This is a genomic window from Ruegeria sp. HKCCA4008 (assembly GCF_013033125.1).
In the GTDB taxonomy this organism is placed as follows: Bacteria; Pseudomonadota; Alphaproteobacteria; order Rhodobacterales; family Rhodobacteraceae; genus Ruegeria.
The window spans coordinates 124,602-139,857 of sequence record NZ_WQDM01000005.1 but is presented as its reverse complement, the minus strand read 5'-3'; the positions used below and the strand labels follow the sequence as shown (position 1 = coordinate 139,857).

The 15,256-nt window shown below is 59.5% G+C and carries 16 protein-coding genes; all 16 read right to left on the bottom strand.

Annotation, left to right across the window (positions count from 1 at the left end; translation table 11 throughout):
• Positions 1-2: 2 nt before the first annotated feature.
• Positions 3-701 (bottom strand): LytTR family DNA-binding domain-containing protein, encoded by a 699-nt coding sequence (locus GOW60_RS12855; RefSeq protein WP_371813360.1) that lies wholly within the window; start codon positions 699-701, stop codon positions 3-5.
• A 264-nt stretch (positions 702-965) separates the two neighbouring features.
• Entirely contained in the window at positions 966-1,856 is an 891-nt protein-coding gene (folD, locus tag GOW60_RS12850) for a bifunctional methylenetetrahydrofolate dehydrogenase/methenyltetrahydrofolate cyclohydrolase FolD (RefSeq protein WP_171229589.1), read from the bottom strand.
• A 53-nt stretch (positions 1,857-1,909) separates the two neighbouring features.
• Positions 1,910-2,215, bottom strand: a complete 306-nt coding sequence (locus GOW60_RS12845; protein ID WP_171117503.1) for a chorismate mutase — start codon at positions 2,213-2,215, stop codon at positions 1,910-1,912.
• A 60-nt stretch (positions 2,216-2,275) separates the two neighbouring features.
• Positions 2,276-3,952 (bottom strand): formate--tetrahydrofolate ligase, encoded by a 1,677-nt coding sequence (locus GOW60_RS12840; RefSeq protein ID WP_171170859.1) that lies wholly within the window; start codon positions 3,950-3,952, stop codon positions 2,276-2,278.
• A gap of 144 nt (positions 3,953-4,096) precedes the next feature.
• On the bottom strand, positions 4,097-4,693 hold the full coding sequence (locus GOW60_RS12835; RefSeq protein WP_171229588.1) for an MOSC domain-containing protein: 597 nt from the start codon (positions 4,691-4,693) through the stop codon (positions 4,097-4,099).
• 97 nt (positions 4,694-4,790) lie between these two features.
• Positions 4,791-6,707: an ATP-dependent zinc metalloprotease FtsH gene (gene ftsH, locus GOW60_RS12830; RefSeq protein ID WP_171117497.1), complete on the bottom strand. Its 1,917-nt coding sequence runs from the start codon at positions 6,705-6,707 to the stop codon at positions 4,791-4,793.
• Positions 6,708-6,782: 75 nt separating this feature from the next.
• Positions 6,783-8,042 (bottom strand): tRNA lysidine(34) synthetase TilS, encoded by a 1,260-nt coding sequence (gene tilS / locus GOW60_RS12825; protein WP_371813359.1) that lies wholly within the window; start codon positions 8,040-8,042, stop codon positions 6,783-6,785.
• Positions 8,033-8,869: a tol-pal system protein YbgF gene (ybgF, locus tag GOW60_RS12820; RefSeq protein WP_171229586.1), complete on the bottom strand. Its 837-nt coding sequence runs from the start codon at positions 8,867-8,869 to the stop codon at positions 8,033-8,035. The genes tilS and ybgF overlap by 10 nt, the downstream gene beginning before the upstream one ends.
• A gap of 4 nt (positions 8,870-8,873) precedes the next feature.
• A complete protein-coding gene (gene pal, locus GOW60_RS12815; protein ID WP_152457229.1) occupies positions 8,874-9,380 on the bottom strand; it encodes a peptidoglycan-associated lipoprotein Pal in 507 nt (168 codons plus the stop codon).
• Positions 9,381-9,452: 72 nt separating this feature from the next.
• Positions 9,453-10,772 (bottom strand): Tol-Pal system beta propeller repeat protein TolB, encoded by a 1,320-nt coding sequence (tolB, locus tag GOW60_RS12810; RefSeq protein WP_171229585.1) that lies wholly within the window; start codon positions 10,770-10,772, stop codon positions 9,453-9,455.
• Complete coding sequence (locus GOW60_RS12805) at positions 10,769-11,872, bottom strand: energy transducer TonB (protein ID WP_171229584.1); 1,104 nt, start codon at positions 11,870-11,872, stop codon at positions 10,769-10,771. The genes tolB and GOW60_RS12805 overlap by 4 nt, the downstream gene beginning before the upstream one ends.
• Positions 11,873-11,881: 9 nt before the next feature.
• Entirely contained in the window at positions 11,882-12,358 is a 477-nt protein-coding gene (gene tolR / locus GOW60_RS12800; protein WP_152457226.1) for a protein TolR, read from the bottom strand.
• A gap of 2 nt (positions 12,359-12,360) precedes the next feature.
• Entirely contained in the window at positions 12,361-13,056 is a 696-nt protein-coding gene (gene tolQ / locus GOW60_RS12795; protein WP_152457225.1) for a protein TolQ, read from the bottom strand.
• Between the two features lie 110 nt (positions 13,057-13,166).
• Positions 13,167-13,550 (bottom strand): tol-pal system-associated acyl-CoA thioesterase, encoded by a 384-nt coding sequence (ybgC, locus tag GOW60_RS12790; RefSeq protein ID WP_171205628.1) that lies wholly within the window; start codon positions 13,548-13,550, stop codon positions 13,167-13,169.
• On the bottom strand, positions 13,547-14,170 hold the full coding sequence (locus tag GOW60_RS12785; protein WP_171229706.1) for a hypothetical protein: 624 nt from the start codon (positions 14,168-14,170) through the stop codon (positions 13,547-13,549). The genes ybgC and GOW60_RS12785 overlap by 4 nt, the downstream gene beginning before the upstream one ends.
• 63 nt (positions 14,171-14,233) lie before the next feature.
• Positions 14,234-15,253: a Holliday junction branch migration DNA helicase RuvB gene (gene ruvB / locus GOW60_RS12780; RefSeq protein ID WP_171229583.1), complete on the bottom strand. Its 1,020-nt coding sequence runs from the start codon at positions 15,251-15,253 to the stop codon at positions 14,234-14,236.
• Positions 15,254-15,256: the final 3 nt, after the last annotated feature.

Genomic DNA, 15,256 nt, shown 5'->3' with positions numbered 1-15,256 from the left:
GTTCAGATCAACCCGTCTTCTTCCAACTTCGGTTTGTACTTGCGGCTTACTGGAACCAGATCGCCGTTCATCAAGCGCAAAAAAGTTTTGCCCCCCGATTTTTCAACCCCAACGATTGATGCGTCCACCACCCAATGTGAACGGTGCGAACAGTGTCCGGGAACCGGCTCCATCTCGGCAATTGCGTCCGTAAAGCGCGAGCGGACCGTGAACGTGCCTTCCGAAGTGACAATATCCACATTGTGATCCCTGACCGTCAAACGATGGATTTGACCATGGAAGTCAGGCGGCAGACGCCTGATCAGGCGCGGCCTCTCGGTTTCAGGTGTTGAGGCCATCAATGGGTTCAAATCATTGCGTTGCACAAGAACCAAACCCGTTGCAAACAGGACCCCATATACCGCGACGGTCTGGGCGCCTGGTGCCATGTGACCTCCGCAGGTGAACAGGACCCATGCCAACATCCAAAGGGACGGCGTGAACAGAACCAGGATCAGTGCCGCGAATGCCAGATCACGGACGGGAACATTCAACAGAACGGGGTTTTTTTGCATCAAGTTGCGCGCCAACCCGGTGACTGTCAGGGCAAGAACCATCACCCCGGTCCAGAAAAGAAGACGCAAACCGAAGCTCAGATCCGCGACCAGAAACGGAGGAAACGCGTAAGCAAGCAATGGAAGAAAGACAAGGCCCGCCGTCACTCGCTGTGGGGTACAAGCATTCCGAATAGTGTTAATCCCAGACGTCATACCGCTTTTGCGCATGACTTAATTAAATTCAACCTTAGCACGACAAGCACTGAAGCACCTTACCTGTAACCAACTGGGAATACAGGGATATCACGATTTTTTAAGCTGTCAAACCCATTCAGGGCAAATTGACTGGAGCGTCCGATGATTGTCCCGCGGGGTCATGCACAACCGAGGAATGTGCCGGGCCGACATGATCGACCCGACCAGATTACCTTACGCCGTCAAACCTTCTGGTTCCGGCAGAGCGTTGGCGCGGCAGCACGCAGTCAAAGTGTTGGCCAACAGGCATGCAATGGTCATCGGACCTACACCCCCCGGAACCGGAGTGATGGCGCCAGCACGCTGGGACGCGCTGGCATAGTCCACATCCCCGACCAGCTTGTTCTTTCCGTCGCGTTCGATGCGGTTGATGCCTACGTCGATCACGGTCGCGCCTTCCTTGATCCAGTCGCCCGGTACCATTTCCGGACGCCCCACGGCAGCCACGACGATGTCGGCGCGGCGTACGACGTCCGGCAGATCCTTGGTGCGCGAATGCGCGATGGTCACGGTGCAGCTGTCGCCCAGCAGCAGCTGCGCCATCGGTTTGCCCACAATGTTCGAGCGGCCGATCACAACCGCGTCCATGCCGGAAAGCGAGCCGTGGTGGTCACGCAGCATCATCAGGCAGCCCAGCGGGGTGCAGGGCACCATCGATTTCTGACCGGTGCCCAGCAGGCCCACGTTCGAAATGTGGAAACCATCCACATCTTTGGCCGGGTCGATCGAGTTGATCACCAGATCCTCGTTCAGGTGTTTGGGCAGCGGCAACTGGACCAGAATGCCATGCACGGCCGGGTCGTTGTTCAGCTTGTCGATCAGCGCCAACAGATCTTCTTCCGACGTCGCGGCGTCCAGTTTGTGCTCGTATGAATTCATGCCGACTTCAACGGTCATTTTGCCCTTCGACCGGACATAGACCTGGCTGGCTGGGTCTTCGCCCACAAGAACCACGGCCAGGCCGGGGGTGATGCCGCTTTCTTCTTTCAGCTTTGCGACCTGATCGGCAACTTGACCGCGCACTTTTGCGGCAAAGGCCTTACCGTCGATAACCTGAGCTACCATACTTCGATCCCTTCTTTCAAAAAACGGATCGGGCGCACAGAACGCCCGGTCAGTCAGTCGGTGCCAATCACGCGCTCTTCGCGTGCAATCGACCAGTCAATCAATATGCGCCATAGCTTCTCGGCCAAATCCGGGTCCATCCCCAGCGCGTCCGAGCTTGCACGCACGCGTTGCACCACCTCTTCGACGCGTTCCGGGATACGGGCCGGAAGGCCCTCGCCCGGTTTCAGCTGCGACGCGCGATCAATATATGTAGCGCGCGTTACCAACATTTCGATCAGTTGGCGATCCAGCTTGTCGATCTCAGCCCGCAGCTCCTGCATGGTGTTGCAGTTCTGAGGCGGTGTCAGAGTGGGCATCGTCATCTCCTCATGGCCCGGGAATGAATCCCCGGACCACGAGATGTCCTATTCGGCGGCTTAGAACAAGCCCTCGATCTCACCTGCGTCATTGAGGCAGATGGTTTCGGCAGCCGGTTTGCGCGGCAGGCCCGGCATGGTCATGATCTCGCCGCAGACGACCACGATAAAGCCCGCGCCCGCGCTCAGGCGTACCTCGCGCACCGGAACCGAATGGCCCGTGGGTGCGCCCCGCAGCGATGGGTCGGTGGAGAAGGAATACTGCGTCTTGGCCATACAGACCGGCAGGTTGCCATATCCGGCTTCTTCCCATTCACGCAGCTGGTTGCGGATCTTGTTGTCAGCCAGAACCTCGTCAGCGCGGTAGATACGCTTGGCGATGGTTTCGATCTTCTCGAACAGAGGCATATCGTCGGGGTAGATCGGTGCGAAGTTCGCGGTGCCACCTTCGACGATTTCGACGACTTTCTCGGCCAACGGCGCAGACCCTTCGGAACCCAGCTCCCAGTGACGCGACAGAACGGCCTCGACGCCGTGCTCGCCGCAATAGTCTTTCACGGCCTGAACTTCGGCATCGGTATCGGTGACGAAGTGGTTGATGGCGACGACAACCGGCACGCCAAACGACTTCACGTTCTCGATGTGACGGCCCAGGTTGGCACAGCCTGATTTGACGGCCTCAACGTTTTCCGCACCCAGATCAGCCTTGGCAACGCCGCCGTTCATCTTCATCGCGCGCACGGTCGCAACCAGAACAACCGCCGACGGGGCAATGCCCGCCTTGCGGCATTTGATGTTCATGAACTTCTCGGCACCCAGATCCGCACCGAAACCGGCTTCGGTCACGACATAGTCGGCGACTTTCAGAGCGGTCTTGGTCGCGATGACCGAGTTACAGCCATGCGCGATGTTCGCGAACGGGCCACCGTGGACGAAGGCCGGGTTGTTTTCCAGCGTCTGCACCAGGTTCGGCTGCATCGCGTCCTTCAGCAGAACGGTCATTGCACCTTCGGCCTTGATGTCACGGCAGTAGACAGGCGTCTTGTCGCGGCGGTAAGCAACGATAATGTCGCCCAGACGCTTTTCAAGGTCTTTCAGGTCGTTCGCCAGGCAGAGGATCGCCATGACCTCGGACGCCACGGTGATGTCAAAACCAGCTTCGCGCGGGAAGCCGTTCGACACACCACCCAGGCTGGCGGTGATCTGACGCAGGGCACGGTCGTTCATGTCGACCACACGGCGCCATGCGACGCGGCGGGTGTCAATCTCCTGCTCGTTGCCCCAATAGATGTGGTTGTCGATCATCGCCGACAGCAGCGAGTGAGCCGAGGTGATGGCGTGGAAGTCACCGGTGAAGTGCAGGTTCATCTCTTCCATCGGAACGACCTGCGCATAGCCGCCACCCGCAGCGCCGCCCTTCATGCCGAAGTTCGGGCCAAGCGAGGCTTCGCGGATACAGATCATCGCGTTCTTGCCGATACGGTTCAGGCCGTCACCCAGACCCACTGTGGTCGTGGTCTTGCCCTCACCTGCCGGGGTCGGGTTGATGGCAGTCACCAGGATCAGCTTGCCGTCTTCGCGGTCCTGCACCGAGTTGATGAAGTTCTGGCTGACCTTCGCCTTGTCATGGCCGTAAGGCAGCAGATCCGCAGAGTCGATGCCGATCTTGGCACCGATTTCCTGAATCGGCTTTTTGTTCGCTTCGCGGGCGATTTCGATATCGGATTTGTAGCTCATTGGCCGGGGTCCTTGATTGAATACCGTGCAAAACCGACGCGGGGCGTCGGCGCTGTGCATTCCATACCCTTGTGTACAATCCCGATAGCCATGGATTCCGACATTCTGGCGTCGCGAAGCGTCGTAAGTTCGTTTCAGGGGTTTCTAATCGGAAACAAGCCCGTTTTCACAAGCCCAGGCAGGTTGATCAGGAACAAACAGTTTCAGCCGGTCCCCCAGTTGAATGCGCCCCGGACGTTCGACCCATCCGGTGATGCCCCGACGCCCGGCCGCCGCAGGTTTGAAAGTTGCGCCATGCCCCGGTTGATCCGCTTCGATCTCGCGCCCCGGCAGAACACAAGGGGCGTTTTCCATGTCCACCGTTATTGTCGCCCCCCTCGTTGCCTGAAGACGTGAAGACGGGGGGATATGTGAGAAATCCGGGATTCCGCGCAGCACAATGGAAGCCCCAAGATAGGACGGATCAAGCTGATCCAACCCCATGTCCTGCGCAATTTGCTGCAACTCCTCCTCGGACAAAATTGAAAGCTGACGCACGTTGCGAATTTCAGTGCCTTTCGGGTAAAGGTTCGAGACCCTGACACAGGACGCCCGATTGAGGCCTTCGTGGCGCTCACCCTTCACGCCGTCAAAACCCAGATCCAGCGTGTCAACAGCCTTGGCCCGCAAGGAGGTTCCCGCAGGGACATGGCCAAGCCAGACTGCTTCGGCGGCAAACTCGGTTTCACGCAAAAATGGCATAGCCTTCCCTTTTCGCTCTTTTTCTTGCGTGCATATTGCCCGGCAAAACACCGATGAAAAGAAAAAAGACCCGGACTATGCGCCGGGTCTTTTTTGACTATGCGGTGGGTTCAGGCTCCATCCCGCCATCGGGCGGAGATTTCTTGGCCTTTGTCTTGGGAATGGCCGTGACACTGGGCGCGCTGCCTTCATCCGGCTTGTCGCCTTCATCATCATCCTCGCTGGGTGATTCACCATTCATGACACGCTTGATCTCATCACCCGTCAGGGTTTCGTATTCAAGCAGGCCCTGCGCTAGGCGTTCCCATTCTTCGCGCTGTTCGGTCAGAATCTGGTGCGCGCGCTCATAACCCTGCTGGATAAGGCGTTTCACCTCTTCTTCGATCAGCTCTTTCGTATGGGCCGACACCGAGAACCCTGCGGTGTTGCCCTGATAGCCTTCGTGCGCCTCGGCATAGTCGATGTTACCGACCTTGTCCGACATGCCCCAGCGCATCACCATGGCACGCGCCAACTGGCTGGCCTGCATGATGTCTCCGGCCGGACCGTTCGAAACGTGGTCTTCACCGTATTTGATGACCTCGGCGGCTTTACCAGCCATCGTCATGGCCAGCTTTTGCTCACACTCATCACGGTGGTAGTTCAGGCGATCCATTTCAGGCAGCGAAACCACCATACCCAGCGCACCACCGCGCGGAATGATCGTGGCTTTGTAGACAGGATCGCACAACGGCAGGGTCAGGCCGACAACGGCATGGCCGGCCTCGTGATAGGCGGTCTTTTCCTTCTGGTCCTGGGTCAGCACCATCGAGCGGCGCTCGGCACCCATCATCACCTTGTCCTTGGCGTTCTCAAAATCTTCCATGGTGACAAAGCGGCGACCCACGCGGGCGGCCATCAGCGCAGCTTCGTTCACGAGGTTTGCCAGATCAGCCCCCGAGAAGCCCGGCGTGCCGCGTGCAATGATGCGCAGATCGACATCGGGGCCCAGAGGCGTCTTGCGCGCGTGCACGCCCAGAATTTTCTCACGGCCTTTGATGTCGGGGTTACCAACGGTCACGTTGCGGTCAAAACGGCCCGGACGCAGCAGCGCGGGATCCAGAACATCTTTGCGGTTGGTGGCCGCCAGAATGATCACGCCTTCGTTGGCCTCAAACCCGTCCATCTCAACCAGCAACTGGTTGAGGGTCTGTTCGCGCTCGTCGTTACCACCGCCGTAACCGGCGCCACGATGGCGGCCCACGGCGTCGATCTCGTCGATGAACACGATGCAAGGCGCGTTCTTCTTGGCCTGTTCAAACATGTCGCGGACACGGGATGCACCGACGCCGACGAACATCTCGACGAAGTCGGACCCCGAAATGGTGAAGAACGGAACGCCTGCCTCACCCGCGATGGCGCGGGCCAGCAATGTTTTACCAGTACCCGGAGGACCGACCAGCAGCGCGCCTTTCGGGATCTTGCCGCCAAGGCGGCTGAACTTCTGTGGATTTCGCAGGAATTCAACGATCTCTTCCAGTTCTTCCTTGGCCTCGTCGATGCCCGCGACGTCGTCAAATGTGACGCGGCCATGCTTTTCGGTCAGCATCTTGGCCTTCGACTTGCCAAAGCCCATCGCACCGCCTTTGCCGCCGCCCTGCATCCGGTTCATGAAATAGACCCAGACACCGATCAGAAGAAGGAACGGCAAGAGCGTGATCAGGAAAGACTGGAAGCCCGACTGCTGTTGCTTGACCGCCTGAACCGGGATGTTCTCATCGATCAAAAGCTTGGTGACCTCGGCGTCGCCGGGTTTGATCGTAACGTAAGTCGCACCGCTTTCGGTCGTATAGCGGATCTGTTCGCCGTCCAGCGTCACGTTCTTGACTTCTCCGCTTTGCACGGCGCCGACGAAATCGGAATAAGTTCTTTCATTGCTCTGAAGCGTTCCGCCCGGTCCACTGAACAGATTGAACAGTGCAAGGATCAGCAGAAACAGAACGACCCAAAACGCGATATTGCGAGCGTTGCCCAAGGAAATTCTCCCAAAAGTTCCGGCAGGTGAGGATCTGCCAAGTTACCTCTTAAAATAGAGAGGATTGTGGTATGTTCAATGCGATAAAAAAGATGCGTGGAACTCGGGCCATTCCGGCGTCGTGTCCGCGCGCCATCCATTCGCGAATCCCGCAAGCGGAGCGGCCAGCACCACGCCCCCCTTCCAGACTGCGGGCGTCGCGCTCAAGGCCAGCCTGGGCCGGCCTGTTTCGCGCCATTCGGGCACTTGTCGCAGGCCGTCTTCACCCAGAGCGCGGATCTCGGCACCGGAAATTTCCGGACCGGTCAAGACCCATTTGCCATCCCAAACTTCGTCAGGTGCTGAAACCCGAGCCTCCACGGCCTTGAATTCCCTGCAAATCCAAACACTCATCCCTTCCGGGACCAACAGGCAACCGCTGAGCGAACCCGCCCGCCCTTCGATTACGGCCTTCATGGCCTGCTCGACCGCCGCCTGACGCGGGGGATATCCCTGCCCTGCGATCCAGCCAAGGCATCCAAGCAACACGCGGCGTCGGATTTCTTTGGGCAATGCGGAGAAACCGGCCCTGTCCACCTTCACGTCGCATTGTTCAACCTGGGCGACATTCCGTGCGGATTCCTGCGCAAACACACCAAGGGCGGCATGGGCCTGCGCCAGATTTTCGGCCACTCGCGACAATGAAAGCGCGTCAATTCCCAGTGGTGCGAGGCCGGACATGGCCTCTCGTGCCTTGATCCGGTCGAAACGAGGGTCCTGATTCGACGGGTCTTCGACCCATGTTGCGCCGATACCGGTCAGGTAGGCTCTCAGATCCTTGCGTGTGATCCCCAGCATTGGCCGCAGCAATGTCACACCTTCCCGTTGCCGGTTTGCCGACATGCCGGACAGTCCCGTGACACCTGATGATCGACCCATTCGCATCAGCAACGTTTCCGCCTGATCATCCGCCGTATGCCCCAACGCGATGGCGTCAATTCCGAGCTGTTGCGCCCAACCGGCAAGCAGGCTGTAACGCGCCTTGCGCGCCTCGTGCTGAACATTGCCCGATCCGTCCCAACCCGCCCAACGCAAAATGTCATGCGGCAGCCCCAAAGCCGCAGCCTGGCGCGACACTGTCACGGCCTCCTGCGCCGCGTCTGGGCGCAAGCCGTGATCGACCGTGGCCGCAAAAAGGGCAATCTCTTCGTTTTGGGCGATTTGATGCAAAAGATGCATCAGCGCCACGGAATCCCCACCGCCCGAGACCGCCACGCCCAGTTTAGGCGGAAGCCTTTCGGGAAGCCGGGCGCGAAGCTCTGCAAGCAGGTTTTCGCTGTGACGGTTCAAGAACACCCCAGCGCAGACATCTCTTGCGTCGCATCCGCAAACGCCGGTGCGGATGGAAAGCGCACGCCAACTTCATTGAGCGTGATGCAGGCCTGATCGGTCTGCCCCAGACGCCCCAGCGCCGCGCCCAACTCGAACAGGGCCTCGGGGGCAAATGCTCCTTCGGAATCTCCGGTAAAGCTTGCCAAGAACGCCCGCGCCGCTTCGCGGGTGTCGCCAAGGCCTTCAAGCGCATGACCACGTTTCAGATTCGCTTCGGGCGCCAGGGGGCTGCCGGGATAGTTCGTATCAAACTGCGCAAACAAATCAGCCGCAGTCTGGTAATCCCCATCGGCCAGTGCTTGCGATGCCGCGTCGAAATCCGCCCGCTCGCCCACGGCCAGTTCACCCTGATCGGTTTGGGATGGCGTGGCAGGCGTGATAACGGCCGTACCTACAGCCGTACCTACATCTGTGCCCTCTCCGCCCAGTGTGCTGGTCGGTTCGCCTGAAATCTCGCAGTTTGCCTCAAGCTCGCACAGGCGGAACTCCAGATCTCCGATGCGATTGGTGCCGTCCGAGACAATGTTTTGCACACGCTGGTTAAGCTGCTCGGTCTGACGGGTCAGGCGTTGCAGTTCCGCTTCAATGGCATCAACCCGATCGAGGACCGAACTGCCGGACAAGTTTGGCGCTGGCGATCCTGTGGTGGAAAACTCGCGCTTCAGTCGCTGAATTTCCACATGCAGCACCGTCAGCTCCTGACGTATGTCGGCCAGGGTTTGCTGATCCTGTGCCTGTGCAACACCGGCTGTCGCCATGACCGCCGCCAATACCCATCCTGCCATACGCATTGTCTTACCCCAGTGTTGATCCGGTCAGCACAGTCACTGCGCGGCGGTTCTTGGAATAGCATTCCTCAACGCTGCAAATCTCGATTGGGCGCTCCTTGCCGTAGCTGACGGTTTTGAGACGGTTACCAGCAACACCACGCGAAATCAGATACTCACGAGCGGCGTTTGCGCGACGCGCACCCAGCGCAAGGTTATACTCGCGCGTACCCTGCTCGTCCGCGTGACCTTCGATCGTGGCAACAAAATCCGGATTGGCCAGAAGCCAGTCCGCTTGCCCTTGCAAAACGGTCTGCGCCTGTGGTGTCAGGGTGGACTGGTCCACGGCGAACAGAACACGATCCCCGACGGTCTGCTGGAAATACGCAGGCGAACGCGGGTCACTGGGCGAGCCCGGTACGATTGCGCCTGTGCCGCCGGCACCGCTGCCGCCCAAGGCGGATGGGTCATTGTTCGTACAGGCGGCGATCACACTCAGCGCGCCCAACGCCAGGACTTTGCTCAATACATTCATTTCAAGTGCCTCGTGTTTTGATTGTTGCCGCCTGTCTACCACAGGGACGATTCGTTGTGAACTTTGCTGCGATCAATTCTGTAGTGGGCCCCATGACGGATCACTGCCGCCATCCGGTGTACGCACCGGGCGCAGGTTGCGGCCCGAGATGTCCACCGAATAAAGCGAGGCCCGGCCGCTGGCGCCCTGCGTTTCACGGGTGAACATGATGACGCGGCCATTGGGCGACCAGGTTGGGCCTTCATCCAGAAACGAGGCGGTCAACAAGCGTTCCTCTGATCCGTCCGTGCGCATCACCCCGATGTGGAAGCGGCCCTGATTTTGCTTGGTAAAGGCAATCAGATCGCCGCGCGGCGACCATACCGGCGTGCCATAACGACCCGAGCCAAAGCTGATCCGCGTGGCCTCTCCGCCATTCGCGGGCATCACGTAAAGCTGCGGTGTACCCGAACGGTCGCTTTCAAACACGATCCGGCTGCCATCCGGCGAATAGCTGGGGGCTGTTTCTATCGCCGGCGTGTTGGTCAGACGAGTGCTTTGCCCCGACGCTAGATCCATTTTCCACAGGTCCGTGTTTCCGCCCTGAATCAAGGAATACACGATCGACCGGCCATCCGGCGAAAAGCGGGGCGAAAAGCTCATGGTTCCGTCCTGCGTCTTCAGTTCCTGCCGTTTGACGCGGCCCACATCCAGAACATAGATGCGCGGGCTTCCGCTTTCATAGCTGGTGTACAGCAACCGATCGCCAGTAGGCGAAAAGCGCGGCGCCAGAACGATTGCGGCACTGTCGGTCATGTACTGCACGTTCGCGCCATCATAATCCATGATCGCCAGACGTTTCAGGCGTTGGTTTTTCGGTCCACTTTCCGAAACAAAGGCCACGCGGCTGTCAAAGTATCCGCCCTCGCCTGTAATCCGGCTGTACACCTGATCGGCCACTTTGTGGGCCATACGCCGCCAGCCCTCGGTGGTGCCTGCCAATTGCAGCCCATTGCCCAATTCCTGACCCGAAAACACATCCCAGACCCGGAATCGAACCGTGAGGTTCTTGCCCGAAACATTGACTGCACCCGTGATCAGCGCATCAGCATTGATCGCTTTCCAATCGGCGAACTGAACCGGAGCCTCAAAGCTGCTGACCCGACTGATGAAGGCATCTGATGATATCTCGCGGAACAACCCGGTTCCTGTCAGATCAGCCGCCACCACGCGCGAAATGTCCTGTGCATATTGCGCCGCTGACGGGCCATCGGGGACAAAGTTCGGCACCGCAAAGGGCAAGGGTTCGATAATGCCCTGGTCCAACTCCAATCGCAGGGGACCGTTCTGTGCAAGAACCGGCGTAGACATCAGCGTCAGGCCGACAAAGAGGCTGGTCAGAAGTTTCATCATTTGATCCGCATCCTCTCGGGATTGAATGTAATCTCAACATCCTGCCAATGAGCGTATTTGTCAGCAGGCAAGTCATATCCTCTGGCCCCGCAGCGCAAAATCGCGCGCCGGGCGGCTTGATAGGCCTGATTGGCCGCGCCAGCAGACCCGCCAGAACTGTCCAGCATCCGAATGCTGCCATCCACAACCGTACCATCACGGTTTAGCGAAAAAGCCACAACGACCACAGTACTCAGTGCATCCGTAGACAAAGAGCCCACATTCCAGCACTTGGACACGGCCAATCGCATCGCGTCCTTCTCGCCGCTGGTCAGCGGTGGGCCGGATGGCTGGGTTCCACTGCCCAAGGCTTCGGCCAGAGCGTCATTGATCGCGGCCTCGTCGGCTTGCGCGTCAGGTTCAGGTGCCGCCTCGGGCGTCTCTGCCACAACGGGTTCGGGCGGTGGGCTTGGGCGGTTCGGACGCACCCGCGGTCGCGGTGACGTAAGCGGAGACTGCTCTTTGGTTTCCTCTGCCTCGGTCACGATCTCGGGGGCCGCTTCTTCCGGCGCGGTCTGATCCTGTTGTTCCTGCTGAACCTCGGCTCCTTCGTCCAAAGACACCGGCGGCGTTTCGAAATCATCGGGTTTTGCCTCGGGCGGTGGCGGCGCTATGGCCTCGGGGGCAACACGATCGGACGGGCGCGGCTGCGCCTCGGGTCCCGGAGGCACCGGCTGTGCGACAGGTTCGACCTCGGGCTCTGTCAGTACCGGCAGCTCATCCGGCACGTCCGGTTCCGGCGGTGCTTCGACGATAACAGGAGCAGGCTCGGGTTCGGGTTCGGCAGGCACGACGGGTTCAGGGCGAGACTGTTCCTCGACCACAGGTTCTGGCGGCGTGCTATCAGCCTGTGGTTCGGGCGGTTGTTGCAATGCCACCGGCACCTCTGGGATCTCAGGCGCATCCCGCTGGGCCGTCATGGCCGCGAATTGTTCAGCGGTGATCACGGACACATCCTGTACGGCCATCGGCAAAGGCTCGGACCGGAAGGTACCGCCGAAAAGCGCCACTCCGATCAGGCTGACATGCGCAATCGCCGAAATCTTGGTGCCGGTATCCACCGTGCGCCCTCACTCTCCACCTTCGTCCAGCGTCGGCCCGCCCGTATCGGTCACAAGCCCAACGTTGGAAAACCCGCCCGCGTTCAGCGCGCCCATGACCTGCATGACCTGCGCGTAAGGAATCGCGCCATCGGCGCGCAGGAAAACCCGGTCACTGCTCCGCTCTGCGGCGATGGCCCGCAGCTTGCCGATCAGTTCCTCGCGCAACACGTCTGTTGTCTGGATCTGCACACGTCCATCTGCCGTCAGGGTCACGGTCAAAGGTTCTTCATTGTCACCGGGCAAAGCACTGGCGGCGGTCTTGGGCAGATCTACCGGAACACCGACGGTCAGCAATGGCGCGGCCACCATGAAGATGATCAGCAAAACCAGCATGACATCCACAAACGGGGTCACGTTGATCTCGGCCATAGGTTGCGCGCGCCCGCGACGACGACCGCGTCTGCGCCCGTTTCCACCCGAGGATTGCTGAACCGCCGCGCCCATTGTCAGCTGTCCAACTGGCGCGACAGAATGGTCGCGAACTCGTCGGCAAAGGCTTCGTAGCCGCCCACGATGCGGTCACAGTCTGCACTGAGCTTGTTGTAGAAAATAACCGCCGGGATCGCGGCCAGAAGGCCGAGCCCCGTTGCCAATAGTGCCTCGGCAATACCCGGGGCCACGACCGCCAGGTTGGTATTCTGCTGTTCGGCGATTTCGATAAAGGCATTCATGATGCCCCAGACCGTACCAAACAGGCCGATGAACGGCGCAGTCGATCCAACCGTGGCCAGGATGGGCAGACCTTTCTGCAAGGTCTCGGCCTCTTTCGCTATGGCCACATCCATGGACCGGTCTATCCGCGCGGTCGCTCCGGCAATCAATCCGCCATCATTTCGGTGCGACCTTCGCCATTCGATCATTCCGGCAGCAAAGATCTTTTCTGAACTGCCATCCGGTTGGGTTCCGATCTGCTCGAACAACTCGTCCAAAGGGTTGCCGGACCAGAAGCTCTCGTCAAATGCCTGCGCCTCGCGACGGGCCGCGCGGTAATTGATCAGCTTCTGGATGATGATGCCCCAGGACCAGATGGATGCACCGATCAGCATCAACATCACCAATTTGACGATAAAGGTCGCGCGGGCATACAGCCCCCACATGGAGAAATCGATCTCCTGCGCCAGCGCCAGCGTTTCAGCTTCCATGAACCTGCTCTTTGTTTTTGCCTGACGGCCGTTTGTTTGGCCTTGTTTTGCCAAACGCTAACGCAGTTGGGGCTGAAATGCCAACATAACCACCCCTGACCCGCAAATTGTTACATCAATGCGCGAATCTCTGCCGGAAGCCGGATCGGCCTGCCGTCCTTGTTGATACACACCGCAGTGACCGAGGCGCGAAAAATCTCGGTCTCGCCGCGCCGGACCAGCTGCGCCATGGTCAGCCGCACACCCGAGATTTCCGTGACTTCGGTTTCGACGATCAGTTCGTCATCGAACCTGGCAGGCGAAAGGTAATCGGCCTCGACCCGCCGCACGACCCAAACAATGCCCTCTTCCCGCATCGCGTTTTGGTCATTGCCCAGATTGCGCACCCAATCCGAACGCGCACGTTCGATATACCGCAGATAGTTCGCGTGATAGACAACGCCGCCCATGTCGGTGTCTTCATAATATACGCGAACCGGATAGGTATGCTTCATTGCAGCGGCTCCAACCGGGCAAACAACCTGAGCGCATGAGACGCATCCTGCGCCGAACCCGGCAAAACCGGATCGTAAGCAGCCCGAATCAACGCAGCAATATCGGGGCGCAGGATCGTCGTTTCGCCCGCCACGGCCAGCGGAGATTGCGTCCGAAACGCAGTATCGGACCAAAGCAGGATGGTCTGCACCACCTGGCTCAGCGCCAGCGTTTCCGCCGGTACCTTAGACAACTGCTTGTCCATGCGCAGAAAAACAAAAGCCGCACGGATCGCGCCATCTTCCTCGAACCGGAAAATGCGATACTGGTTTGCATCCGCTTCAACCAAGCGCCCGACCAATGGTGCCAGATCGGGGATCAGACGATCAAGATCAGGCACGTCCAGTAGCTCTTGCCAATCCCGGAAGAAGAAGACCATGAAGTTGGCACCAAGTTCGGGGTCGGTTTCGGCCATTTTGTGACCGGCCAAGGTGACAACCGCCTCGAAGGCGCCCTTCACAGTGGACAGCGTTTCATCTTCAACGCCAAACACAATCGGCACGATGGGTCGTCCCCAGCGGGCAAACAGAAACTCACCGCTTTCGCGCGTGAACAGCGCCTCAATCTCTTCCGGTGTCACGGTCAAGCCTTCATCTTTTCGAAAACACTCTCGCCGAAGGCATAAAATTTCCAAGCGCAAGCTTCAACCGAACAGATCGCTTTGCCGTTTGGGTGCAGCCATGCCCAGATGCGTCCAAGCCTTTTGCGCCAACATCCGCCCACGCGGTGTTCGCTGGATCAACCCCTGCTGCAACAGAAAGGGCTCGATCACTTCTTCCAGCGAGTCCCGGCTTTCAGACAGGGCGGCTGACATCGTTTCGATCCCGACAGGACCACCACCGTAATTCTCGGCGATCAGTTTCAGATACCGGCGGTCCGCACCATCCAGCCCCAAATGGTCCACACCCAGCCGCGTCAAGGCTCCGTCAGCCAGTTCGCGGGTGATCCGCCCATCTCCTTCGACAATGGCGAAATCCACCACCCGGCGCAGCAGACGTCCGGCGATGCGCGGTGTTCCGCGTGACCTGCGCGCAATCTCGCGTGCGCCCTCATCATCTGCCGGAGCGCCGAGTTTCCGCGCGTTTCGGGTGACGATCTCATGCAATTCGTCCACGGTGTAGAACTGCAACCGGGTCGGAATACCAAACCGGTCGCGCAAAGGTGTGGTCAGCAAACCCATGCGCGTCGTGGCCCCAACAAGCGTGAAGGGTTGCAATTCGATCCGTACGGTTCGCGCGGCGGGCCCCTCGCCGATCACCAGATCAAGCTCGAAATCCTCCATCGCGGGGTAAAGCACCTCTTCCACCGCCGGGTTCAGGCGGTGGATTTCGTCGATGAACAAGACATCCCGCGCTTCGAGATTGGTCAGGATCGCAGCCAGATCGCCCGCTTTCGCCAGAACCGGCCCGGACGTCATGCGAAAATTCACCCCCAGTTCACGCGCCATGATCTGCGCCAGCGTCGTCTTGCCCAACCCCGGAGGGCCATGGAACAACGTGTGATCCATCGCCTCGCCCCGCTGGCGGGCGGATTGGATGAAGATGCGCAGATTGGCGCGTGCCTCGGCCTGACCGATGAACTCATCCAAGCCCTGCGGGCGCAATGCGCGGTCGTTGTCCTCGGGCAATGGATCGGGGCGCACGGTGGGATCAGCGTCTACCATTCA